The organism is Enterobacter sp. FB (genome assembly GCF_000805795.1).
GTDB classification, from domain to species: domain Bacteria; phylum Pseudomonadota; class Gammaproteobacteria; order Enterobacterales; family Enterobacteriaceae; genus Enterobacter; species Enterobacter roggenkampii.
This window is the reverse complement of record NZ_JSZC01000011.1, coordinates 79,454-103,570: the sequence shown is the minus strand read 5'-3', so window position 1 is coordinate 103,570 and position 24,117 is coordinate 79,454. Positions and strand designations below refer to the sequence as shown.

Genomic DNA, 24,117 nt, shown 5'->3' with positions numbered 1-24,117 from the left:
ACCAGCGCTGTTTACACACTCCAAAGGCGGGAGTCTCTCCCGCCTTGTTACTGTTGATATGTCTGAATCACACTATATTGGGCGCTTCGCGCCATCTCCTTCCGGTGAATTACACTTCGGCTCATTAATTGCCGCGCTCGGCAGCTACCTGCAGGCTCGCGCCCGTCAGGGAAAATGGCTCGTCCGCATTGAAGATATTGACCCTCCGCGTGAAGTTCCCGGTGCAGCAGAGACGATTCTGCGTCAGCTGGAACATTACGGTCTTCACTGGGATGACGAGGTTCTGTGGCAGTCGACACGTCACGAGGCGTATCGGGAACGTCTGGCCTGGCTTCGCGCTCAGGGGCTTTCCTATAACTGCACCTGCACCCGCGCGCGTATCCAGAGCGCAGGCGGCGTCTATGACGGCCACTGCCGCACGTTGAACAACGGTCCTGAAAATGCCGCCGTGCGAATACTGCAGCGCTCACCGGTGACGCGCTTTCACGATTTACTCTCCGGTGAGATTCATGCCGATGAACGTCTGGCGCGTGAGGATTTTATTATTCACCGTCGCGATGGCCTGTTCGCCTACAACCTGGCCGTGGTGGTGGACGATCATTTCCAGGGCGTGACGGAAATTGTGCGCGGGGCGGATCTGGTCGAGCCGACCGTACGGCAAATCTCGCTGTATCACCAGTTTGGCTGGACAGCACCGGACTACATTCATCTGCCGCTGGCGGTTAATGCGCAGGGCTTAAAATTATCAAAGCAGAACCACGCCCCGGCCCTGCCAGACGGCGATCCGCGTCCTGTTTTGATCGACGCGCTGCGTTTTCTCAACCAGAATGTAACCAACGAATGGCAGGATCTGCGTATTGACGAACTGCTGAAAATGGCCATCGCCAACTGGACGCTCAGGGCTGTGCCAAAAATCCAGCATTCTCAAATGCGTTGCGCTGAGCTATGATTAGCCGCTTTTTTCATAACAAAACACACTACGAGGTGTACCATTTTTACCCGAGTCGCTAATTTTTGCCGTAAAGTGCTAAGCCGCGAAGAGAGCATGGCGAATGATGCTATTGCACAGCCACACATGTCGGTTATTCCGCGTGAGCAGCACTCTATTTCCCGCAAAGATATCAGTGAAAATGCCCTCAAGGTACTCTATCGTCTGAATAAAGCGGGCTACGAGGCCTATCTCGTCGGCGGTGGGGTGCGTGATTTACTGCTGGGCAAAAAACCGAAAGATTTCGACGTGACGACCAGCGCCACGCCTGAGCAGGTGCGCAAATTATTCCGCAACTGTCGTCTCGTTGGCCGCCGCTTCCGTCTGGCTCACGTGATGTTTGGGCCGGAAATTATCGAAGTGGCGACCTTCCGCGGCCACCACGAAGCGGGCGCATCCGATCGCACCACGTCGCAGCGCGGCCAGAACGGTATGCTGCTGCGCGACAACATCTTCGGCTCTATCGAAGAAGATGCCCAGCGTCGCGACTTCACCATCAACAGCCTCTATTACAGCGTGGCGGATTTCACCGTGCGCGATTACGTCGGCGGCATGCAGGACCTGAAAGAAGGTCTGATCCGCCTGATCGGCACGCCGGAAACGCGCTACCGTGAAGATCCCGTGCGTATGCTGCGCGCCGTGCGTTTTGCCGCCAAGCTCAATATGCGCATCAGCCCGGAAACGGCCGAGCCGATCCCGCGTCTGGCGACGCTGATTAACGACGTGCCGCCTGCTCGCCTGTTTGAAGAGGCGCTGAAGCTGCTGCAGGCCGGCCACGGTTTTGAAACCTATAATCTTCTGCGCGAATACAACCTGTTCCAGCCGCTGTTCCCGACCATTACCCGCTACTTCACCGAAAACGGTGACAGCCCTATGGAGCGGATGATTGCGCAGGTGCTGAAGAATACCGATACCCGCATTCGCAACGACATGCGCGTGAACCCGGCGTTCCTGTTTGCCGCGATGTTCTGGTATCCGCTGCTGGAAACGGCCCAGCGCATTACCCAGGAGAGCGGGCTCGCCTATTACGATGCGTTCGCGCTGGCCGCCAACGACGTGCTGGACGAAGGCTGCCGCACGCTCGCCATTCCGAAACGTATTACCACTCTGGTGCGCGACATCTGGCAGCTTCAGCTGCGCATGTCACGTCGTCAGGGCAAACGCGCCTGGAAGCTGATGGAGCATCCTAAGTTCCGCGCAGCCTTCGATCTCCTGTCGCTGCGCGCGGAAATTGAACGCAACCAGGAGCTGCAGCGTCTGGCGCAGTGGTGGGCTGAATTCCAGGTCTCCGCCCCGCCAGAGCAGAAAGATATGCTGACCGGGCTGGATGAAGAGCCGGAACCGCGTCGCCGTCATCGTCGTCCGCGCAAACGCGCGCCGCGTCGTGAAGGGACAGCATGACCCTCGCGTATATCGCCATCGGCAGCAATTTAGCCTCTCCGCTGGAGCAGGTGAAGGCTGCCGTACAGGCACTGGGCGACATCCCACAGAGTCGGATCGTGGCGGTCTCCTCGTTCTATCGCACCCCGCCGCTGGGGCCACAGGATCAGCCAGACTACCTCAACGCCGCCGTGGTTCTTGAGACTGAGCTGGGTCCCGAAGCGCTGCTGGACAATACCCAGCGTATTGAGCTTCAGCAGGGCCGCGTACGCAAAGCCGAACGCTGGGGGCCGCGCACGCTTGATCTCGATATTATGCTGTTCGGCCATGAGGTGATTAACACTGAACGCCTCACCGTACCGCATTACGACATGAAAAATCGCGGGTTTATGCTCTGGCCGCTGTATGAAGTTGCCCCTTCCCTTACCTTTCCTGACGGGCTCTCGCTAAAGGCCGTTCTCAACAGTCTCGGTGCGGAGAAACCCGCCCGCTGGTAAGGCTGTTTTTTTAGCGATTAACCATAAAATATTTATGGTTAATCGTTTACCTAAAATCATTGTTCCCTCGAATGTTACTGTTAGAATGCGCAAAGATTCGCTTTTGGGCTATCAGGAAACAGTATGAAACCAACCACCATCTCCTTACTGCAGAAATGCAAACAGGAAAAAAAACGCTTCGCCACCATCACCGCGTATGACTACAGCTTCGCCAAACTGTTTGCCGAAGAGGGGATCAACGTCATGCTGGTCGGGGACTCGTTAGGGATGACGGTACAAGGACATGATTCCACCCTGCCGGTAACGGTTGAGGATATCGCTTACCATACCCGCGCCGTGCGCCGTGGCGCCCCAGCCTGCCTGCTGCTTTCCGATCTGCCGTTTATGGCCTATGCCACGCCGGAACAGGCATTCGAAAACGCGGCGGCAGTGATGCGTGCCGGTGCCAATATGGTCAAAATTGAAGGCGGCGCCTGGCTTGTGGATACGGTGAAGAGGCTCACCGAGCGCGCCGTGCCGGTGTGCGGGCATTTAGGCCTGACGCCGCAGTCCGTCAATATCTTTGGCGGCTATAAGGTGCAGGGCCGTGGCGATGCCGCCCAGACGCTGCTGGATGATGCCCTGGCGCTGGAAGCCGCAGGTGCCCAGCTGCTGGTGCTGGAGTGCGTGCCGGTTGAGCTGGCGAAACGCATCACCGACGCGCTGTCCATTCCGGTGATTGGTATCGGTGCAGGCAACGTCACCGACGGTCAGATTCTGGTGATGCACGACGCCTTCGGTATCACCGGCGGACACATCCCGAAATTTGCCAAAAATTTCCTCGCCGAAGCGGGCGACATGCGCGCTGCGGTCAGGCAGTATATTGCCGACGTTGAATCCGGTGTTTACCCGGGTGAAGAACACAGTTTCCATTAAGGAGTCTCGTTGTGCTAATCATTGAAACCCTGCCGCTGCTTCGCCAGCATATCCGCCGCGCGCGACAGGAAGGTAAACGTATCGCACTGGTCCCGACCATGGGCAATCTGCATGACGGCCACATGAAGCTCGTCGACGAAGCCCGTGCACGGGCAGATATCGTGGTGGTCAGTATCTTCGTGAACCCCATGCAGTTTGACCGCGCAGACGATCTAGCACGCTACCCGCGTACCCTGCAGGAAGATTGCGAGAAGCTCAAAAAACGCCACGCGGATATCGTTTTCTCACCTGCACCGGCGGATGTTTACCCGCAGGGTACCGAAGAGGCAACCTACGTTGACGTCCCGGGCATTTCCACCATGCTCGAAGGCGCGAGCCGCCCGGGCCATTTCCGCGGCGTTTCCACCATCGTCAGCAAGCTGTTCAACCTGGTACAGCCGGACGTAGCCTGCTTTGGCGAGAAAGATTTCCAGCAGCTGGCGCTGATCCGCAAGATGGTTGCGGATATGGGTTACGATATCGAGATTGTCGGCGTACCGATTGTACGCGCCAAAGACGGTCTGGCACTCAGCTCGCGAAATGGCTACCTGACTGCCGAACAGCGTAAAATCGCGCCGGGCTTAAGCAAGGTCATGAACACCATGGCAGAGCAGATGCTGGCAAAAGAGTTAACAGCAGAAGAAATTATCGCCCTTGCCGAGCAGGCGCTTAACGATAAAGGCCTTCGTGCTGACGACGTACAAATTCGTGATGCTGATACGCTGCTGGAATTAACCCAGAACAGCAAGCGCGCAGTCATCCTGGTGGCGGCCTGGCTAGGTCAGGCGCGTCTGATCGACAATAAAGTGGTTGAGCTGGCGTAGTTCCCTTCACCCCTGATAATGATAGGTAAACGTAATGATTCGCAAAATGCTGCAAGGTAAGCTTCACCGTGTGAAAGTCACGCAGGCCGACCTGCACTATGAAGGCTCCTGCGCCATTGACCAGGATTTCCTTGATGCAGCAGGTATCCTCGAAAACGAAGCGATTGATATCTGGAACGTGAACAACGGCAAACGCTTCTCTACCTACGCGATTGCCGCCGAGCGCGGCTCCAAAATCATCTCCGTTAACGGCGCAGCCGCGCACTGCGCAGACGTGGGTGATATCGTGATCATCGCCAGCTTCGTGATGATGTCTGACGAAGAAGCGCGCCGCTGGCAGCCTAAAGTCGCCTACTTCGAAGGCGAGAATGAAATGAAGCGCACCGCAAAGGCGATACCGGTTCAGGTTGCATAAGCACTACCCCTGCGGCTGATTGCTGATCAGCCGCGACATCGTCTCCAGCGAATCCGTTCTTAAGATGTACAGGCGTTTCAGTAAGAACGGATTATCCCCCGGCTTCACCTTTCCTTTCACCGTCGTCACCGCCAGATGGAAACCGGCATCATTCGCCGCCTTTATCGCTTTATTGTCGTAGCCGCCGAAGGGGTAAGAGACATACAGCACGCGCGGGTTAAACTGCGCCAGCGCGCGACGCGAGCGTTCAAAATCAAACAAAATCACGTGATAGCTGCGGCTCAGTAAAATCGGATGCTTATTGGCATCCACGCGGTGCAGGAAGTGGGTATGAGACTGAATATCGAACACATCCTGAATCCCCTTAATCTCCTGCACGCTCATAAACTGCAGCGATTTAGGGTCCCACTTCTGCGGATGGCCTTTTATGCGGGAAGAGATAATAAACGCGGTAGCCTTGAAGCCGTACTCTTTCAGCACAGGATAAGCATAGCGGCTGACAGATTTCAGGCCATCGTCAAAGGTTATCACCACCGATTTCGCAGGCAGGTTCATTTTGTTACGCACGTACCCTTCCAGCTGGTACATCGTCAGGGTGGTATAGCCCTGATCGCGAAGCCATGCCATCTGGTTATTAAACGCACGTACGCTGGTCGTCGTGGACGTATGTCGAAAGCGCGTGTTTTCTTCATCACGCAAAATATGATGGTAGGTCAGAACAGGAAGGCCGTTATCTTCCTGCGCATCCAGGCTGCTGATCCACGCCAGACGATTACCGATGCGGATCTGAAACCAGGTCTGGTTTAAACGGTCTTTAAGTTTGTTCAGGATCGGATAGCGAAGATTGGCGCTTAAGGTGCCGAAGGGTGCGCTGCCGTTGTTCGGGGCGTTATAAACGGGCGTGTCTTTCCACGTTATCAGGTTTTGATTGCTCAGCGGTTTATTCAAATCCCCCAGGCCATCCTCGACGCGCTGTTTGCCCTGAACCGGCTCCAGATGCCCCTTGTCGATAAAGCCCGTGCCAAATCCGAAGCGAAATTCATAGTAGTCCGCCGCCGCAGGCACCACCGCGAGGATCTGCCCTGCCCGCACGTTGCCAACGTTAATGACGCTGTTGCCGATCTGCGCCCAAATCGCCGCATCTTCGGTGGTTTGCATATATTGAGCAGGCAGTCTTTGCTGACTTAATAAACTGGCAGAAACAGTGCCGGACACGAACATCAATAGCAGGAAAACAATACGCGTGAACATGAGGGTCTTATTCGAAGCGGAAATACTTACGCCATTGTAGCAAAAGCGACATCAATACCAATGTTTAATTCTTATACAGGTCATGCAGCAGGACAAAGGGAGGATTTTTTTGCTGTTGATGCCACAAGCTGCTGACGCCCGGGGTACCCAGCGAAACGATAGCGTTACGGAACGCTGCGCTGGTTAAGGTCTCGCGATGGGGATACATCATTTCAAGCAGTGGAAAGCTAATACCGGAGATCACCTCGCAGCAGTCGTGCTTATGGCTCATCAGGGCCGCAGCACGGTACGGCGCCGCGCCGGATTTATCGGTAAGAAAAATCACGCCGTCTCCGGTGTCGGTTTCATGAAGGGCATCGCACATCATCCGGCCAAGCATGTTGGTACTCAAGCCGCGCCAGTAGTTAACCGCGCGACACTGTGGCAGCGGACCAAACCTGGCTTCCAGCTTCAGCAGCATGTCCTGCGCCCGTTCATCGTAGCAGGTGATAACCCATCCCAGCATAACTCTCTCCTTAGCAGGCAAGTAGTTTAGCGGAGTGAAGGTTAGCTTTCGGTGATAACTGTCAAAGAAAGTGCCCGGCAGACAGAATGTCGCCGGGCTGAGGGCTAGCTGCGCAGACCGCGTCCGCGCTGGATCAGATACCAGCACAGCAGGTAGAAGACGATGATGAACACCACCAGCACCGCCACCGTGGTAAACAGCGGCACATCGGTAATGCCGAGGAAGCCAAAGCGGAAACCGCTGATCATGTAGACGATCGGGTTCAGGTGCGACAGCGCCTGCCAGAACGGCGGCAGCAGCGTCAGGGAGTAGAACACCCCGCCGAGATAGGTCAGCGGCGTCAGCACGAAGGTCGGGATCAGGCTGATGTCGTCAAACGTTTTGGCAAACACGGCGTTCAGCAGACCGGCCAGCGAGAAGAGGATCGCCGTCAGGAGCAGGGTCAGGGCCACGAAAAGCCAGGAGTGCACCTGGAACGGCACGAAGAACAGCGAAATGGCCGTCACCAGGATCCCAACACACAGACCGCGCGCCACGCCGCCACCGACGTAACCGGCAATGATCACATGCGTTGGCACCGGTGCCACCAGCAGCTCCTCAATATTGCGCTGGAACTTGGCGCTAAAGAAGGACGACGCCACGTTGGCATAGGCGTTGGTGATCACCGCCATCATGATCAGGCCAGGCACGATAAACTGCATATAGGTAAAGCCGTGCATCTCACCAATCCGGGAACCAATCAGGTTACCGAAGATGATGAAATAGAGCGTCATCGTGATGACTGGCGGCACCAGGGTTTGCACCCAGATGCGCATAAAACGGTTAATCTCTTTCGCCCAGATACTTTTCAGCGCGACCCAGTAAAGATGCGTCATGCCTTGTCTCCTTGTTTATCCTGCACCAGAGAGACAAACAGCTCTTCCAGTCGGTTCGCTTTGTTACGCATACTTAAAACCTGAATACCCTGCGCGCTCAGCTGGGAGAACACGCTGTTAATCCCCTGCTCGCGCAGCACTTCCACTTCCAGCGTCGAGGTATCCACCAGACGATACTGGTACCCTTCAAGCTTCGGTAGCGGGCTCTTTGCCGCCAGATCGAGAATAAAGGTTTCTGATTTCAGCTTGGAGAGCAGGTTCTTCATCGAGGTGTTTTCCACCAGCTCGCCGTGCTGAATGATGCCGATGTTGCGGCACAGCATTTCCGCCTCTTCCAGGTAGTGGGTAGTCAGAATGATGGTGGTGCCTTTGTCATTGAGGTCTTTCAGGAAGCCCCACATGGAGCGGCGCAGCTCAATGTCTACGCCCGCCGTCGGCTCATCGAGGATCAGCAGCTTTGGCTCGTGCATCAGCGCACGGGCAATCATCAGGCGGCGCTTCATCCCGCCGGATAACATCCGGGCGCGTTCGTTACGCTTTTCCCACAGATCGAGCTGCTTGAGGTATTTTTCGCTCCGCTCCAGGGCCTCTTTACGCTCAACGCCGTAATAACCCGCCTGGTTAACGACGATCTGCTGCACCGTCTCAAACGGGTTGAAGTTGAATTCCTGCGGGACCAGACCCAGCTGGCGCTTGGCGTTGACCACATCTTTTTGCAGGTCGTATCCGAACACGCTGACGCGGCCGGAGGTTTTGTTCACCAGCGAGCTAATGATGCCGATGGTAGTCGATTTCCCCGCCCCGTTCGGCCCCAGAAGCGCGTAAAAATCACCGGCCTCTACTTTAAGATCTATTCCGCGCAGCGCCTGAACGCCGCCCGGATAGGTTTTTTTAAGCTGCTCAAGCTCCAGTGCAATTGCCATGAAATTAACTTACCTTCAGTTCTGACACACGTTGTGTGGTTTCATTAAAAGTCGGGTTACCCTATAGTAGCGCAACGCAATTACTCGGTTACAGGTCGCTAACCTCCATGAACAACATAGATACACTCATCAGCAACAATGCACTATGGTCAAAAATGCTGGTGGAGGAAGACCCCGGATTTTTTGGAAAACTCGCGCAGGCGCAAAACCCACGCTTTCTCTGGATTGGATGCTCCGACAGCCGCGTACCGGCGGAGCGCCTGACCGGCCTCGAGCCCGGCGAACTGTTTGTTCACCGCAACGTTGCCAACCTGGTGATTCACACCGATCTCAACTGTCTTTCTGTTGTTCAGTATGCCGTTGACGTTCTGCAAGTCGAGCACATCATCATCTGCGGCCACTACGGCTGCGGCGGCGTGCAGGCGGCGGTTGAAAACACGGAGCTGGGGCTCATTGATAACTGGCTGCTCCACATCCGCGATATCTGGTTCAAACATAGCTCACTGCTGGGCGAAATGCCGCAGGAGCGCCGCATGGATACCCTGTGCGAACTCAACGTGATGGAGCAGGTGTATAACCTGGGCCACTCAACGATCATGCAATCGGCGTGGAAGCGCGGGCAGAAGGTCTCGATCCACGGCTGGGCGTACGGTATTCATGATGGTCTGCTGCGCAACCTTGAAGTGACCGCCACCAACCGCGAAACGCTGGAGCAGCGTTATCGTTCAGGAATTGCCAACCTTCAGCTTAAGCACGTAAACCATAAATAAACAAAGCCGGGTGGCGGCTGCGCCTTACCCGGCCTACATGTGCCCATTCGTAGGCCCGGTAAGCGCAGCGCCACCGGGCAACAAACCGCAATTACTCGTCCAGCAATACCACTTTCCCAACATACGGCAGATGACGATAACGCTGTGCGTAGTCAATGCCGTAACCGACGACGAACTCGTCCGGGATAGAGAAACCAACAAACTCCACCGGCACCTGCACTTCACGGCGGTCAGGCTTATCCAGCAGGGTGCAAATCGCCAGCGATTTTGGCTCACGCAGACTCAGGATCTCGCGCACTTTTGACAGCGTGTTGCCGGAGTCGATGATGTCCTCAACGATCAACACATCTTTGCCACGAATATCTTCATCCAGATCTTTCAGGATTTTCACATCACGGGTGGTGGACATGCCGCTGCCGTAGCTGGAGGCGGTCATAAAATCGACCTCATGGGGCACATGCACCTCACGGCACAGGTCTGCCATGAACATGAAAGAGCCGCGCAACAGACCGACCAGCACCATTTCGCTGCCGCTGTCCTTGTAATGTTCGGTGATTTGACGACCCAGTTCGGCGATACGCGCTTTGATCTCGGCTTCCGGGATCATCACTTCAACAGTATGTTTCATATTACTAACCAAATGATTTTAATGAAAATCTCTCAATACGGATGCGTTAATATCCAGCACTGATACGCAAGCCAGCCATTATATCAGCAAATGGATAACCCTGGCGTATGAGTTATAAAAAGCAAATATTGTGATTCCGATCACACTTGTTAATACCTATAATTAGTTGCTAGCAAATTATTAACAAAAACTGACGAGTACACTTTCTATGGCTGAAACAAACTCTAAACAGCCGCGTCTACTGGTGACATTAACAGCGCTATTCGCCGCCTTCTGCGGCCTGTACCTGTTAATCGGTGGCGTCTGGCTGGTCGCGATCGGCGGCTCCTGGTACTACCCGATTGCGGGCCTGGTTATGCTTGGCGTAACCGTCCTGCTCTGGCGTAGAAAACAATCTGCACTGTGGCTGTATGCCGCACTCCTTCTTGCCACCATGATCTGGGGCGTCTGGGAAGTCGGCTTTGACTTCTGGGCGCTGACGCCGCGCAGTGACATCCTGGTCTTCTTCGGCATCTGGCTGATCCTGCCGTTCGTCTGGCGTCGCCTGATCGTGCCGTCCAGCGGTGCGGTCGCGGCGCTGGTGGTAGCGTTGTTAATCAGCGGCGGTATCCTGACCTGGGCTGGCTTCAACGATCCGCAGGAGATCAACGGTACGCTGAACGCAGAATCGACGCCTGCGGCGGCGATCTCTCAGGTTGCTGACGGCGACTGGCCTGCCTATGGCCGTAACCAGGAAGGTCAGCGCTACTCTCCGCTGAAGCAGATCAACGCGGACAACGTTAAAAACCTGAAAGAAGCCTGGGTATTCCGTACCGGCGACCTGAAGATGCCGAACGATCCGGGTGAACTGACCAACGAAGTGACGCCAATTAAAGTCGGCGATATGCTTTATCTGTGTACGGCGCACCAGCGTCTGTTCGCGCTCGACGCGGCCACCGGTAAAGAGAAATGGCACTTCGATCCGCAGCTGAACTCCAACCCGTCCTTCCAGCACGTGACCTGCCGTGGCGTCTCTTATCACGAAGCGCGCCCGGATAATGCGAGCCCGGAAGTCATTGCCGACTGTCCTCGCCGCATCATGCTGCCGGTGAACGATGGTCGTCTGTTCGCCATCAATGCCGAAACGGGCAAGCTGTGCGAAACCTTTGCCAACAAAGGTATCCTGAATCTGCAGACCAATATGCCGGACACCACGCCGGGTCTGTATGAGCCGACCTCCCCGCCCATCATCACCGATAAAACCATCGTGATTGCCGGTTCGGTAACAGATAACTTCTCCACCCGCGAAACCTCCGGCGTTATCCGTGGTTTCGACGTGAACACCGGTAAACTGCTGTGGGCCTTCGACCCGGGCGCGAAAGATCCGAACGCGATCCCGTCGGACGAACACACCTTTACCTTTAACTCGCCAAACTCCTGGGCGCCTGCGGCGTATGACGCGAAGCTGGACCTGGTCTACCTGCCGATGGGCGTTACTACGCCAGATATCTGGGGCGGTAACCGCACGCCGGAGCAGGAACGTTATGCCAGCGCTATCGTGGCATTGAACGCGACCACCGGTAAGCTGGCCTGGAGCTACCAGACCGTTCACCACGATCTGTGGGATATGGATATGCCGTCCCAGCCGACGCTGGCGGACATTACCGTAAACGGTAAAACCGTTCCGGTGATTTACGCTCCAGCGAAAACCGGCAACATCTTCGTGCTGGATCGCAGCAACGGCAAGCTGGTTGTGCCTGCACCGGAAAAACCGGTTCCGCAGGGTGCGGCGAAAGGCGATTACGTCAGCAAAACCCAGCCGTTCTCCGATCTGAGCTTCCGTCCGAAGAAAGACCTCAGCGGGGCAGACATGTGGGGTGCCACGATGTTTGACCAGCTGGTGTGCCGCGTGATGTTCCATCAGCTGCGCTATGAAGGCATCTTCACGCCGCCTTCTGAGCAGGGCACGCTGGTCTTCCCGGGTAACCTGGGGATGTTCGAGTGGGGCGGGATCTCCGTTGACCCTAACCGTCAGGTCGCGATTGCCAACCCAATGGCGCTGCCGTTCGTTTCCCGTCTGATCCCACGCGGTCCTGGCAACCCAATGGAGCAGCCGAAAGACGCGAAAGGCAGCGGTACCGAAGCCGGTATTCAGCCGCAGTATGGCGTACCGTTCGGCGTAACGCTGAATCCGTTCCTGTCGCCGTTCGGTCTGCCGTGTAAACAGCCTGCCTGGGGTTATATCTCCGGTCTGGATCTGAAAACTAACCAGATCGTATGGAAAAAACGTATTGGTACGCCACAGGACAGCATGCCGTTCCCAATGCCGGTTCCGGTGCCGTTCAATATGGGTATGCCAATGCTGGGTGGCCCAATCTCCACCGCCGGTAACGTGCTGTTCATCGCGGCAACCGCAGATAACTACCTGCGCGCGTACAACATGACCAACGGTGAAAAACTTTGGCAAGGTCGTCTGCCAGCGGGTGGACAAGCTACGCCGATGACCTATGAAGTGAATGGCAAGCAGTACGTTGTCATCTCCGCGGGCGGTCACGGTTCGTTTGGCACGAAGATGGGCGACTATATTGTCGCGTATGCGTTGCCTGACGAAAACAAGTAACTGAAAAGCCCGGTGGCGCTTACGCTTACCGGGCCTATGGATACGCTATGTAGGCCGGGTAAGGCGAAGCCGCCACCCGGCTTTTTTTATACGGTAAAGCCCAGCATCATCCCCGTATCTTCATGCTCCAGCAGATGGCAGTGCGCCATGTAGGCAAACTCCTTCGGCGCATCGTGGTCAAACTTCACCAGCACCTCGCTGACGCCGCCTTCCACCTTCACCGTATCCTTCCAGCCCGCGCGATGCGCGTCCGGGGCTTTGCCGTTCTCAGAGAGAATGCGGAACTGCGTGCCGTGGATGTGGAACGGGTGCAGCATCATGTCCCCTTCACCTGAAATCACCCAGCGCTCAAACTGCCCTTTTGTCGCAGCAAACATCGGCGTGTTCATGTCGAACGCTTTGCCGTTGATCATGTTGGCGTTGTGGAAATCAAAGCCATGGTCGCCGTGATTCATGTTCCCCATGCCGCCCATGTTGCCGTGGTCCATGTTCATGTGACCCATCATCTGCCCGTGATGCATCCCCGCCATCGCCTTATCGCCATATTTCGCCATCAGCGCCTGCATGCCCATCATATCGAGCATCGGGTTCATGGAGAGCTGCAGTTTCCGTTGCGTAAGCCCATCCAGCGACGGAAGTGCCGGCAGCGTGGTTAACGTATCAGGGAGCGTGCCGGAAGCGGTCACCCGTAACGGCTGGATACGCAGCACCGGATGCGGCTTGTCAAACGGCGCGACCGCCATCCCCATCTGGCTAACCGGCAGGGTCACAAGATCGAACGGCTTGCCGTCGCTGATATCCACCAGCACCTCAAAGCGCTCCCCCATCAGCATCGGCAGTTCGTTGACCTTCACCGGCTCAGGCAGCAGCCCGCCGTCGCTGGCGACCACGTACAGCGGACGCTTATCGCTGGTGGCGAAGTTGAGGGAACGCGCGTTACAGCCGTTAAGCAGACGCAGGCGCAGCCAGCCTTTCGGCGCGGCGTGCTGAGGATAAATGGCGCCGTTGGTCAGCAGCGTGTCGCCAAACCAGCCTACCGCCGCGCTCATCACATCCAGCTGGTAGTCGATTTGCCCGTCAGCGGTGAATTTCTTGTCCTGCACAATCACCGGCACATCGTCGATGCCCCACTGCTTCGGCAGGCGCAGCAGGCGGCTTTCGTCGTCTTCAATCAGCACCAGCCCCGCCAGCCCCATCGCTACCTGATGGCCCGTTTTGCCATGCTGATGCGGATGGAACCAGCAGGTCGCGGCGCGCTGGTTGGGCGTAAAGGTGACGCTGCGCGTGCCGCCCGCTTTGATGATGCCCTGCGGCCCGCCGTCTACCTCGCCCGGCACTTCCAGTCCGTGCCAGTGCACCGTCGTCTCTTCAGCAAGCGTATTGTGGATATCCACCGTCACCGCTTTACCTTTGCGCAGCTGTAGCGCAGGACCGAGAAGATTGCCGTTATAGCCCCAGGTTGTCGCGTTGTGCGCACCGAACAGCGTATTACCGGACTGAACGACAAGCTGGAAACGGCTGCGGGCGTCAGCGGTCAGCAAATCAGGGATGGGTAAGGCAGGCCTGTCAGCCGCGAAAACCGCACGGCTCCAGAGGGGTAAGGCGCTGGCAGCCCCCAGCGCCACGGAATATTTTAAAAAATCACGACGTTGCATGTTCATTTCCTTATTTCCAGCAGGCGATCTTTTGAGCATAAACCCTCCCCTTACCGGAAGGTCAAGTAAAGCGGCAATAATAAAGATCGTCGCACTGGCACCAAGTATGCTAACGTTAATTTTCCGTGAAGAAGTGGTAGAAGCAATGAAGACGTTTTTCAGGACAATTTTGTTCGGTAGCCTGATGGCAATGTGTGCGAACAGCTATGCGCTCAGTGAAAATGAAGCGGAAGATATGGCCGATTTAACGGCGGTTTTTGTATTCCTGAAAAATGATTGTGGCTACCAGAATTTACCCAACGGGCAAATTCGCCGCGCGCTGGTCTTTTTTGCCCAGCAGAACCAGTGGGATCTCAGCAACTACGACAGCTTTGACATGAAGGCGCTCGGCGAAGACAGCTACCGTGACCTAAGCGGTATTGGCATTCCCACGGCTAAAAAATGCAAAGCGCTGGCTCGCGATTCGCTCAGCCTGCTCGCCTACGTCAAATAACCTTCCCGACGCCTCCTGTTAAACCTATAGCCGTGCAACCACGGTTATAGTTAGCTATCATGTTTCGCTCATTTTTTGTGAGCGTAACGGATGTTAACAAAGGAGGAGTCCGCGTATGGCCGACCACACGTTGTGGCATGAAACACTGCATGACCAGTTTGGTCAGTACTTTGCCGTTGATAACGTGCTCTATCATGAAAAAACCGATCACCAGGATCTCATCATCTTCGAGAATGCTGCCTTTGGCCGCGTGATGGCGCTGGACGGCGTGGTGCAAACGACCGAGCGAGATGAGTTTATCTATCATGAGATGATGACCCACGTTCCGCTGCTGGCCCACGGCCATGCAAAGCATGTCCTGATTATCGGCGGCGGCGACGGCGCAATGCTGCGTGAAGTTTCCCGCCATCGCTCGATTGAAACCATCACCATGGTGGAAATCGATGCGGGCGTCGTCTCGTTCTGCCGCCAGTACCTGCCCAACCACAATGCCGGTAGCTATGACGATCCGCGTTTTAGCCTGGTGATTGACGACGGCGTTAACTTCGTTAACCAGACCTCGCAGACCTTTGACGTGATCATCTCCGACTGCACCGACCCTATCGGCCCTGGCGCGTCGCTGTTTACCTCCTCGTTCTACGAAGGCTGCAAGCGTTGCCTGAACCCGGGCGGGATCTTCGTCGCCCAAAACGGCGTCTGCTTCCTGCAACAGGATGAAGCGCTGGATAGCCATCGCAAGCTCAGCACCTATTTCGAGGATGTCAGCTTCTATCAGGCGGCCATTCCGACGTACTACGGTGGGATCATGACCTTTGCCTGGGCGACGGATAACGACGTATTACGTCATCTTTCCACCGAAATTATTCAGGCCCGCTTCCATCAGGCAGGTCTACAGTGCCGATACTACAATCCGGCTATTCATACCGCAGCGTTTGCTCTGCCGCAGTACCTGCAAGACGCATTATCCACTAAGGGGGTGAGCTAATTGAAAAAGCTTAAACTGCATGGCTTTAACAATCTGACCAAAAGCCTGAGTTTTTGTATTTACGATATCTGCTATGCCAAAACAGCGGAAGAACGCGATGGTTACATCGCCTATATCGACGAACTCTACAACGCCAACCGTCTGACCGAGATCCTGTCAGAAACCTGTTCCATTATCGGCGCCAACATCCTGAATATTGCCCGACAGGATTATGAACCCCAGGGCGCCAGCGTGACCATACTGGTCAGCGAAGAACCGGTCGATCCGAAGCTTATCGACAAAACGGAACATCCGGGCCCGCTGCCGGAAGTGGTGGTTGCTCACCTGGATAAAAGCCATATCTGCGTCCATACCTACCCGGAGAGTCACCCGGAAGGCGGGCTGTGTACGTTCCGCGCCGATATTGAAGTGTCGACCTGCGGCGTGATTTCCCCGCTGAACGCACTGAACTATCTCATCCACCAGCTGGAATCGGATATCGTCACGATTGATTACCGCGTGCGCGGTTTTACCCGTGATGTCAACGGCATGAAGCACTTCATCGACCACGAGATCAACTCTATTCAGAACTTTATGTCCGAGGACATGAAGTCGCTGTACGACATGATGGACGTGAACGTGTATCAGGAAAACATCTTCCATACCAAGATGTTACTTAAGGAGTTCGACCTTAAGCACTATATGTTCCACACGAAGCCGGAAGATTTGAGCGAAGAAGAGCGTAAGGCGATTACTGACCTGCTCTGGAAAGAGATGCGCGAGATCTACTACGGCCGCAACATTCCGGCCGTGTAAGTGTTGCCCGGAGCAGGGATGCTTCGGGAAATTACCGCTGTTTCATGAACTCGCGGTAGGCATTCACCACCTGAAGGAAGTCTTCTACGCCGCACAGCGACAGGCTTTCTTCGTCATAGTAGCTCATCCCCTCTTCCATCTCGTCGCCTGAAAACTCGAGCTGGTTGGCACGCACCATGACCTCTTCACCGTCCATCCACAGCGTGTATTCGTGCCCGGCGCGTTGCCAGGAGCGCTCACTGCCTTTCACCGTCTTTGCCGCCTGTTCAACCTCATCAAGAAGGGAGAGATTTTCTTTCACCTCTTCGTTAAACCAGTGTCCAACGGCTTCGTGGCCCATCGACATACGCACTTTCACCACTCCGGTGATGTCGCGCAGAAATTCGTAATCCATAGTGTTTTCCTCTGCAAAGCCATTAAGGTAATTATCGCAGCAGCGAGGAAGAAAAAAAGCGTGGGAGGTGGGAGGAATGAAAATAAAAAGGTGAGAGCAAGACCCTGCGGCCTGATGCCCTCACCCCGTCCCTCTCCCACGGGAGAGGGTGCAAACACTAAAAACCGTCTCGTGGAGACGGTTTTGCTGTTTATACTGCCGTCTGGAAGATCACCCCGTCAGCCTTCTCGGTGTACTGAGAGAGCTGGTCGAAGTTCAGGTAGCGATAGGTATCCACCGCGGTCTTATCCACCTGCGCCACAAAGGTCTGGTACTCTTCCGGCGTTGGCAGTTTGCCAATCAGCGCCGCAACCGCCGCCAGCTCCGCAGAGGCCAGGAAGACGTTCGCACCGGTACCTAAACGGTTCGGGAAGTTACGGGTCGAAGTGGAGACCACCGTCGCGCCGTCGGCTACGCGCGCCTGGTTACCCATACACAGAGAACAGCCAGGAATTTCGATACGCGCGCCGCTCTTACCAAACACGCTGTAGTAGCCCTCTTCGGTCAGCTGAGCCGCGTCCATACGGGTTGGCGGCGCCACCCACAGACGGGTTGGCAGCTGGCCTTTGTGGGTATCCAGCAGCTTACCGGCCGCGCGGAAGTGACCGATGTTGGTCATGCACGAACCAATGAACACTTCGTCGATCTTCTCGCCCTGAACTTCGGACAGCGGACGCGCGTCGTCCGGATCGTTCGGTGCACACAGGATTGGCTCTTTGATATCCGCCAGATCGATGTCGATCACCGCCGCGTACTCTGCGTCAGCATCGGCTTCCAGCAGCTGCGGATCGGCCAGCCATTTTTCCATGCCCTGGATACGACGCTCCAGCGTACGACGGTCGCCGTAGCCTTCTGCAATCATCCACTTCAGCAGCACGATGTTAGAGTTCAGGTACTCAATGATCGGCTCTTTGTTCAGCTTGATGGTACAGCCCGCAGCCGAACGCTCGGCGGAGGCATCGGTCAGCTCGAACGCCTGCTCAACTTTCAGATCCGGCAGACCTTCAATTTCCAGAATGCGGCCAGAGAAGATGTTTTTCTTCCCTTTCTTCTCAACGGTCAGCAGACCCTGTTTAATCGCATACAGCGGGATCGCGTGAACCAGGTCGCGCAGGGTAATACCCGGCTGCATTTTACCTTTGAAGCGCACCAGCACCGATTCCGGCATATCCAGCGGCATCACGCCGGTCGCGGCAGCAAACGCCACCAGACCGGAGCCCGCCGGGAAGGAGATACCGATTGGGAAACGGGTATGGGAGTCACCGCCGGTACCCACGGTATCCGGCAGCAGCATGCGGTTCAGCCAGGAGTGGATAACGCCGTCGCCCGGACGCAGGGAGACACCGCCACGGTTCATAATGAAGTCAGGCAGCGTGTGGTGCGTGGTCACGTCAACCGGCTTCGGATACGCCGCGGTGTGGCAGAAGGACTGCATCACCAGATCGGAAGAGAAGCCCAGGCACGCCAGGTCTTTCAGTTCGTCACGGGTCATTGGGCCAGTGGTGTCCTGAGAGCCTACGGAGGTCATCTTCGGCTCGCAGTAGGCGCCAGGACGAACACCGGCGACGCCGCAGGCGCGACCCACCATTTTCTGTGCCAGCGAGAAGCCGCGGTTGCTTTCCGCAACGTCTTTCGCGTGACGGAATACATCACTGTGCGGCAGACCCAGTGCTTCACGCGCTTTGGTGGTCAGGCCGCGGCCGATGATCAGCGGAATACGGCCACCGGCGCGCACTTCGTCAATCAGCACGTCGGTTTTCAGCTCAAAGCTTGCCAGCAGCTCGTTGGTGTCGTGGTTACGCACTTCACCTTTGTACGGGTAGACGTCAATCACGTCGCCCATGTTCAGGTTGGAGACGTCCACCTCGATCGGCAGTGCGCCCGCATCTTCCATGGTGTTGAAGAAGATCGGTGCAATTTTACCGCCGAGGCACAGGCCGCCGCCGCGCTTGTTAGGCACGTGCGGGATGTCGTCACCCATGAACCACAGCACGGAGTTGGTCGCGGACTTACGGGAAGAACCGGTACCCACAACGTCACCGACGTAAGCCAGCGGGAAGCCTTTTTTCTGCAACGCTTCGATCTGTTTGATCGGGCCGACAACGCCCGGCTGATCCGGCTCAATGCCTTCACGGGCGTTTTTCAGCATCGCCAGGGCGTGCAGCGGGATATCCGGGCGAGACCACGCGTCCGGTGCCGGAGAGAGGTCATCGGTGTTGGTTTCACCGGTCACTTTGAAGACGGTAACGGTGATTTTTTCAGCCAGCGCTGGACGATTCAGGAACCATTCGGCATCGGCCCAGGACTGCATCACCTGCTTCGCATAGACGTTGCCTGCTTTGGCTTTTTCTTCCACATCGTAGAAGTTATCGAACATCAGCAGCGTAGACGAGAGCGCTTTAGCGGCAATCGGTGCCAGCTTGTCATTATCCAGCGCGTCAATCAGCGGATGAATGTTGTAACCACCCTGCATAGTGCCGAGCAGTTCGATGGCTTTTTCAGGAGTAACCAGTGGGGAGGTGGCTTCGCCTTTGGCGATAGCAGCAAGGAATCCGGCTTTTACGTAGGCAGCTTCATCTACGCCAGGCGGTACGCGGTTGATCAGCAGATCTAACAGGAATTCTTCTTCGCCCTTAGGCGGGTTCTTCAGCAGCTCGACGAGCGCGGCCATTTGGGTTGCATCTAAAGGTTTGGGTACAATTCCCTCGGCGGCACGTTCTGCTACGTGCTTACGGTATTCTTCTAGCACGACGGTTCTCCTCGCTCTCATTGTCATATGCGGCGGGCGTTCTCTTCACGCTCCTGTGAGACAGCAGTTTGTAGGGTAAATGCCCGATACCGCGTCGGGCAGCATAGCAGGATTTCTGCACAGTGTTAATCCGTTTACAAAAAAGCAACATTAAAAATGTTTGCTGAATCGTTAAGCATGGTGTAGCGGGGATTTAGGGCATCATTTTGCGGTTCTTCTGCACCGTGACGCTTCAGTTTTTTCTTCATCAGATATAATTGTGTAATAAATACTCACACTCTTTATCCGGACGTACCGGACGCTTCCCAATAAAAGTCAAAACAGTAAAAGACGGGTGAATAATACTCACGCCAACCGTAACGCCTCACGGCACAGCGCTGGTCTCGTTGGAGTCATTTTATGAAGTTGCCCTTTAAGCCACATCTGCTCATCCTTCTGTGCAGTGCCGGGCTGCTTGCCGCCTCAGGCGTCTTGTTTGTCAAAAGTCGTGCAACGGAACCCGTTGCGCCAGCCCCCGTCGCTCAACAACCGGCGGCACCTGCCGTAGCCCAGCCCGCCCCTGTGGTCGCGCCGACCTACACTGCCGCGCAAATCGATCAGTGGGTTGCCCCCATTGCGCTCTACCCTGACGCCCTGCTTTCACAAATTCTGATGGCCTCGACTTACCCGGCCAACGTGATTCAGGCGGCTCAGTGGTCAAAAGACAACCCTAAAATGGAAGGGGACGCCGCGATTCAGGCCGTTGCCAGCCAGCCCTGGGATCCGAGCGTAAAATCGCTGGTCGCGTTTCCTCAGCTTATGTCGCTGATGGGTGAAAACCCGCCGTGGGTACAAAATCTGGGCGATGCGTTTCTCGCGCAGCCGAAAGACGTGATGGATTCCGTTCAACGCCTGCGCGCGCTGGCACAGAAGACCGGTGCTTTACAATCTACGCCTCAGCAGACGGTCACCACCGTGACAAAGCCAGCACCAGCGAAAACCCGCGCCACCGAGGCAACGACAACAACCACGTCTGCGCCCGCCCCAACGGTGATCAAAATTGAATCTGCCGATCCGCAGGTTGTTTATGTTCCCACCTATAACCCCAATACGGTTTACGGGACCTGGCCCAACACGGCCTATCCTCCCACCTATCTCCCGCCCACGCCCGGAGAGCAGTTTGGCAACAGCTTCGTCAACGGCTTAGGCTTCAGCCTGGGCGTTGCCACAACCTATGCCATTTTCAGCAATATCGACTGGGATGACGACGATGACTGGGACCACCACCATGACGGTGACTGGGATAATCACGGCGGCTATAACCGCAACGGTGATAACAACATCAATATCAACGTTGAGAACTTCAATAAAATCAGCGGACAGCGTCTGACGGACGCCAACCGTACCTGGCAGCATAACCCGGCCTATCGGGAAGGCGTGCCCTATCCGACTAACCAGCTCAACAGTCGCTTCCACTCAACCAGCACGGCGACCGGGCTAAGCGCAACGCAGCAAAAACCGGTTAACCGGGATAGCCAGCGTCAGGCGGCCCTGAGCCAGATGCAGAAATCCACGGGGAAAACCTTCCCGCAAACGGCGCGTCCCGACACGAAAGATGAGCAGCGTCAGGCCTCAAGTGAACAGCTGAAGCAAATTTCGCAGCGCAACAACTACCGTGGCTACGACACCAAACCGCAGACGGCGAAGCGGACCACCACGCAGCAGCGAGAAAATCGTCAGGCTGTAACACAGGAGAAACGCGCTTCACAGCCCGCGCAGCAACGCGCCCTGCAGCAGCGAAACGGTCAGCCCCGGGCCAATGCGCTGAGCGGCAACGACAGCCGTTCCGCGAACTGGCAGGCGCAGCAGCAGCGCGGTGCGCAAAGCAGGCAGCTTGCGGCTCGCCAGCAGCAGCCCCGTCAGGTATCTGGTGGACGCGCTGAACGCCGTGAATTTAGACATCGCTAAGGGAACCGACATGAAAAGTAAACTACTCAGTGGAATGGTGTTGTTCATGCTTTCGGCCTCGGCGATGGCGCAGCAGTCCTTTAGCACGCCCGACCAGGCGACCGATGCGCTGGCCAGCGCCATTAGTGAGCATAATGAGCGCGCGATGAGCAATCTGCTTGGAGAGAACTGGCGCGATTTTCTCCCCCCCGAAGGCGTTGATCCGGATGCCGTCGATCGTTTCCTGCGCGACTGGAAAGTTCGTCATAACACCGTTGTCGAAGGAGATACGGCGCATCTTGTTGTTGGAGACAACGACTGGCAGCTTCCCATCCCGGTGATCAAAACCGCCGCCGGCTGGCAATTCGATATCAAAGAAGGGGCTGAAGAGATCCTGACCCGTGAAATCGGGCGTAACGAACTTGCCGCCATTGAAGCCCTGCATGCCTATGTTGATGCGCAGCAAAGCTACTTTGCGATGAACCAGACATACGCGCAGAAGATTGTCAGCTCGGAAGGGAAGAAAGACGGTTTGTACTGGCCCGTCTCACCCGGCGAAACGCCCAGTCCGCTCGGACCGGCATTTAGCCCGAAAGAGCCGGGTACCGGCTATCACGGCTATCGCTTCCGGATCCTGCCGGATAATAACGGTTTCGCGATGGTGGCGTGGCCGGTCAGCTACGGTCAAACGGGCGTGATGAGCTTTGTGATAAATCAGGAAGACAAGGTGTATCAGTCCGATCTCGGCAAGGATTCTGAGCAGAAAGCCCGGGCGTTAACCGCCTATAACCCGGATAAAACCTGGCAACCCGTGGCTCCCTGAACGCAGCGCATAAAAAAAGCGGCCTCAGGCCGCTTTTTTTCATCTGAAGAAACTTATTTCTTCTTCGCTTTCGCGTTTGGCAGGTCGGTGATGCTGCCTTCAAACACTTCTGCCGCCAGGCCCACGGACTCGTGCAGAGTTGGGTGAGCGTGGATGGTCAGCGCGATGTCTTCCGCGTCGCAGCCCATTTCGATAGCCAGACCGATTTCACCCAGCAGCTCGCCGCCGTTGGTACCGACAATCGCACCACCGATTACGCGGTGAGTCTCTTTGTCGAAGATCAGTTTGGTCATACCGTCTGCGCAGTCGGACGCGATAGCACGGCCAGAAGCCGCCCACGGGAAGGTGGCGGTTTCGTAGCTGATGCCTTTCTCTTTCGCTTCTTTCTCAGTCAGACCCACCCATGCCACTTCTGGCTCGGTGTACGCGATAGATGGGATCACTTTCGGATCGAAGTAGTGCTTCATGCCGGCGATAACTTCAGCGGCAACGTGACCTTCGTGAACACCTTTGTGCGCCAGCATTGGCTGACCGACGATATCGCCGATAGCAAAGATGTGCGGCACGTTAGTGCGCAGCTGTTTGTCAACGCGGATGAAGCCACGGTCGTCCACTTCCACGCCAGCTTTGCCCGCGTCGAGGTTCTTACCGTTCGGCACACGGCCGATCGCCACCAGCACGGCGTCGTAACGCTGTGGTTCGGATGGGGCTTTTTTGCCTTCCATGGAAACGTAAATACCGTCTTCTTTCGCTTCAACGGCAGTCACTTTGGTTTCCAGCATCAGGTTGAATTTCTTGCTGATGCGCTTGGTGAAGACTTTAACGATGTCTTTGTCGGCAGCCGGGATAACCTGGTCGAACATTTCAACCACGTCGATCTCTGAACCCAGCGCGTGGTACACGGTCCCCATTTCCAGACCGATGATACCGCCGCCCATCACCAGCAGACGCTTAGGAACGGTTTTCAGCTCCAGCGCATCGGTGGAATCCCACACGCGTGGATCTTCATGTGGAATGAATGGCAGTTCGATTGGGCGAGAGCCTGCCGCGATGATCGCGTTGTCGAAGTTGATCACGGTTTTGCCGTTTTCGCCTTCTACTTCCAGGGTGTTCGCACCGGTGAATTTACCCAGACCGTTTACCACTTTCACTTTACGGCCTTTGGCCATACCCGCCAGACCGCCGGTCAGCTGAGTGATAACTTTCTCTTTCCAGGTACGAATTTTGTCGATGTCGGTTTTCGGCTCGCCGAAGACGATACCGTGTTCAGCCAGCGCTTTGGCTTCTTCGATAACTTTCGCTACGTGCAGCAGCGCTTTAGAAGGGATACAGCCGACGTTCAGACAAACACCGCCGAGGGTGCTGTAACGTTCTACGATGACGGTTTCCAGACCTAAATCCGCTGCGCGAAATGCTGCGGAGTAACCTGCCGGGCCTGCCCCAAGTACTACGACCTGAGTTTTGATTTCTGTGCTCATCATGACCTCTTAGTTTATACCCGTCGTCCACCGGGTCGTTCTATCCGCCCGCAGTTTACAAAATTGTTAACAATTTTGAAACAACAAACGGCTCACGAATTGTCGCTTTCGCCAATAACCTCACAAACGCCATGAGATTATCAGAAAAAAGCCGGCCGACTGGCCGGCTTT

Annotated in this window: 22 protein-coding genes; 13 read left to right on the top strand and 9 right to left on the bottom strand. The window is 55.9% G+C overall.

What is annotated here, in order from left to right:
- Window positions 1-58 precede the first annotated feature (58 nt).
- The 6 genes from gluQRS to panD all read left to right on the top strand — a co-directional run bounded on the left by gluQRS (window position 59) and on the right by panD (window position 5,058).
- On the top strand, window positions 59-949 hold the full coding sequence (gene gluQRS, locus PI91_RS06445; RefSeq protein ID WP_008501938.1) for a tRNA glutamyl-Q(34) synthetase GluQRS: 891 nt from the start codon (window positions 59-61) through the stop codon (window positions 947-949).
- A 42-nt stretch (window positions 950-991) separates the two neighbouring features.
- Window positions 992-2,389: a polynucleotide adenylyltransferase PcnB gene (gene pcnB / locus PI91_RS06440; RefSeq protein WP_072203850.1), complete on the top strand. Its 1,398-nt coding sequence runs from the start codon at window positions 992-994 to the stop codon at window positions 2,387-2,389.
- A complete protein-coding gene (gene folK / locus PI91_RS06435) occupies window positions 2,386-2,865 on the top strand; it encodes a 2-amino-4-hydroxy-6-hydroxymethyldihydropteridine diphosphokinase (protein WP_039265694.1) in 480 nt (159 codons plus the stop codon). The genes pcnB and folK overlap by 4 nt, the downstream gene beginning before the upstream one ends.
- Before the next feature lie 123 nt (window positions 2,866-2,988).
- Complete coding sequence (gene panB / locus PI91_RS06430) at window positions 2,989-3,780, top strand: 3-methyl-2-oxobutanoate hydroxymethyltransferase (protein WP_023293249.1); 792 nt, start codon at window positions 2,989-2,991, stop codon at window positions 3,778-3,780.
- A gap of 11 nt (window positions 3,781-3,791) precedes the next feature.
- Window positions 3,792-4,643 carry a pantoate--beta-alanine ligase gene (gene panC / locus PI91_RS06425; RefSeq protein WP_008501942.1) on the top strand — a complete coding sequence of 284 codons (852 nt, stop codon included), beginning with the start codon at window positions 3,792-3,794 and terminating at the stop codon, window positions 4,641-4,643.
- A 34-nt stretch (window positions 4,644-4,677) separates the two neighbouring features.
- Window positions 4,678-5,058, top strand: coding sequence for an aspartate 1-decarboxylase (panD, locus tag PI91_RS06420; RefSeq protein WP_006173750.1), 381 nt, complete (start codon window positions 4,678-4,680; stop codon window positions 5,056-5,058).
- A 3-nt stretch (window positions 5,059-5,061) separates the two neighbouring features.
- Here the strand turns inward: panD and PI91_RS06415 are convergent, their stop codons facing one another.
- The 4 genes from PI91_RS06415 to PI91_RS06400 form a co-directional block, all read right to left on the bottom strand.
- Entirely contained in the window at window positions 5,062-6,309 is a 1,248-nt protein-coding gene (locus PI91_RS06415) for a polysaccharide deacetylase family protein (RefSeq protein WP_008501943.1), read from the bottom strand.
- A 64-nt stretch (window positions 6,310-6,373) separates the two neighbouring features.
- Window positions 6,374-6,814, bottom strand: a complete 441-nt coding sequence (locus PI91_RS06410) for a PTS sugar transporter subunit IIA (RefSeq protein WP_039265692.1) — start codon at window positions 6,812-6,814, stop codon at window positions 6,374-6,376.
- A 104-nt stretch (window positions 6,815-6,918) separates the two neighbouring features.
- The gene (locus tag PI91_RS06405) at window positions 6,919-7,689 is read right to left on the bottom strand and encodes an ABC transporter permease (RefSeq protein WP_008501945.1); all 771 of its coding nucleotides are present in this window, start codon (window positions 7,687-7,689) and stop codon (window positions 6,919-6,921) included.
- Window positions 7,686-8,612, bottom strand: a complete 927-nt coding sequence (locus tag PI91_RS06400; protein ID WP_008501946.1) for an ABC transporter ATP-binding protein — start codon at window positions 8,610-8,612, stop codon at window positions 7,686-7,688. Before PI91_RS06400 ends, PI91_RS06405 begins: the two co-directional genes overlap by 4 nt.
- A 107-nt stretch (window positions 8,613-8,719) precedes the next feature.
- On the opposite strand from PI91_RS06400, the gene can reads away from it, so the two are divergent.
- Window positions 8,720-9,382: a carbonate dehydratase gene (gene can / locus PI91_RS06395; RefSeq protein ID WP_008501947.1), complete on the top strand. Its 663-nt coding sequence runs from the start codon at window positions 8,720-8,722 to the stop codon at window positions 9,380-9,382.
- 91 nt (window positions 9,383-9,473) lie between these two features.
- Here can and hpt read toward each other — a convergent pair whose 3' ends face one another.
- The gene (gene hpt, locus PI91_RS06390; RefSeq protein WP_008501948.1) at window positions 9,474-10,010 is read right to left on the bottom strand and encodes a hypoxanthine phosphoribosyltransferase; all 537 of its coding nucleotides are present in this window, start codon (window positions 10,008-10,010) and stop codon (window positions 9,474-9,476) included.
- Window positions 10,011-10,218: 208 nt separating this feature from the next.
- Between hpt and PI91_RS06385 the strand changes: the two genes are divergently transcribed.
- Window positions 10,219-12,609 (top strand): glucose/quinate/shikimate family membrane-bound PQQ-dependent dehydrogenase, encoded by a 2,391-nt coding sequence (locus PI91_RS06385; RefSeq protein WP_023293268.1) that lies wholly within the window; start codon window positions 10,219-10,221, stop codon window positions 12,607-12,609.
- Window positions 12,610-12,695: 86 nt separating this feature from the next.
- Here PI91_RS06385 and cueO read toward each other — a convergent pair whose 3' ends face one another.
- Window positions 12,696-14,264: a multicopper oxidase CueO gene (gene cueO, locus PI91_RS06380; protein ID WP_039265691.1), complete on the bottom strand. Its 1,569-nt coding sequence runs from the start codon at window positions 14,262-14,264 to the stop codon at window positions 12,696-12,698.
- A 145-nt stretch (window positions 14,265-14,409) separates the two neighbouring features.
- Between cueO and PI91_RS06375 the strand changes: the two genes are divergently transcribed.
- From PI91_RS06375 to speD, 3 genes are all read left to right on the top strand, one after another.
- The gene (locus PI91_RS06375; RefSeq protein WP_014882582.1) at window positions 14,410-14,757 is read left to right on the top strand and encodes a YacC family pilotin-like protein; all 348 of its coding nucleotides are present in this window, start codon (window positions 14,410-14,412) and stop codon (window positions 14,755-14,757) included.
- Between the two features lie 115 nt (window positions 14,758-14,872).
- A complete protein-coding gene (speE, locus tag PI91_RS06370; RefSeq protein WP_039265690.1) occupies window positions 14,873-15,742 on the top strand; it encodes a polyamine aminopropyltransferase in 870 nt (289 codons plus the stop codon).
- The gene (speD, locus tag PI91_RS06365; protein ID WP_008501953.1) at window positions 15,743-16,537 is read left to right on the top strand and encodes an adenosylmethionine decarboxylase; all 795 of its coding nucleotides are present in this window, start codon (window positions 15,743-15,745) and stop codon (window positions 16,535-16,537) included. It abuts the gene before it with no gap.
- Between the two features lie 31 nt (window positions 16,538-16,568).
- Here the strand turns inward: speD and yacL are convergent, their stop codons facing one another.
- Window positions 16,569-16,931, bottom strand: coding sequence for a protein YacL (gene yacL, locus PI91_RS06360; RefSeq protein WP_008501954.1), 363 nt, complete (start codon window positions 16,929-16,931; stop codon window positions 16,569-16,571).
- Window positions 16,932-17,121: 190 nt separating this feature from the next.
- The gene (acnB, locus tag PI91_RS06355; RefSeq protein ID WP_023326709.1) at window positions 17,122-19,719 is read right to left on the bottom strand and encodes a bifunctional aconitate hydratase 2/2-methylisocitrate dehydratase; all 2,598 of its coding nucleotides are present in this window, start codon (window positions 19,717-19,719) and stop codon (window positions 17,122-17,124) included.
- A gap of 399 nt (window positions 19,720-20,118) precedes the next feature.
- Here acnB and PI91_RS06350 point away from each other — a divergent pair, with 399 nt between their 5' ends.
- Both PI91_RS06350 and PI91_RS06345 read left to right on the top strand, forming a co-directional pair.
- Window positions 20,119-21,666: a DUF3300 domain-containing protein gene (locus PI91_RS06350; protein ID WP_039265688.1), complete on the top strand. Its 1,548-nt coding sequence runs from the start codon at window positions 20,119-20,121 to the stop codon at window positions 21,664-21,666.
- Window positions 21,667-21,676: 10 nt separating this feature from the next.
- Window positions 21,677-22,468 (top strand): DUF2950 family protein, encoded by a 792-nt coding sequence (locus PI91_RS06345; RefSeq protein WP_039265686.1) that lies wholly within the window; start codon window positions 21,677-21,679, stop codon window positions 22,466-22,468.
- A gap of 53 nt (window positions 22,469-22,521) precedes the next feature.
- Here PI91_RS06345 and lpdA read toward each other — a convergent pair whose 3' ends face one another.
- Complete coding sequence (gene lpdA / locus PI91_RS06340) at window positions 22,522-23,946, bottom strand: dihydrolipoyl dehydrogenase (protein WP_003856313.1); 1,425 nt, start codon at window positions 23,944-23,946, stop codon at window positions 22,522-22,524.
- Window positions 23,947-24,117 lie beyond the last annotated feature (171 nt).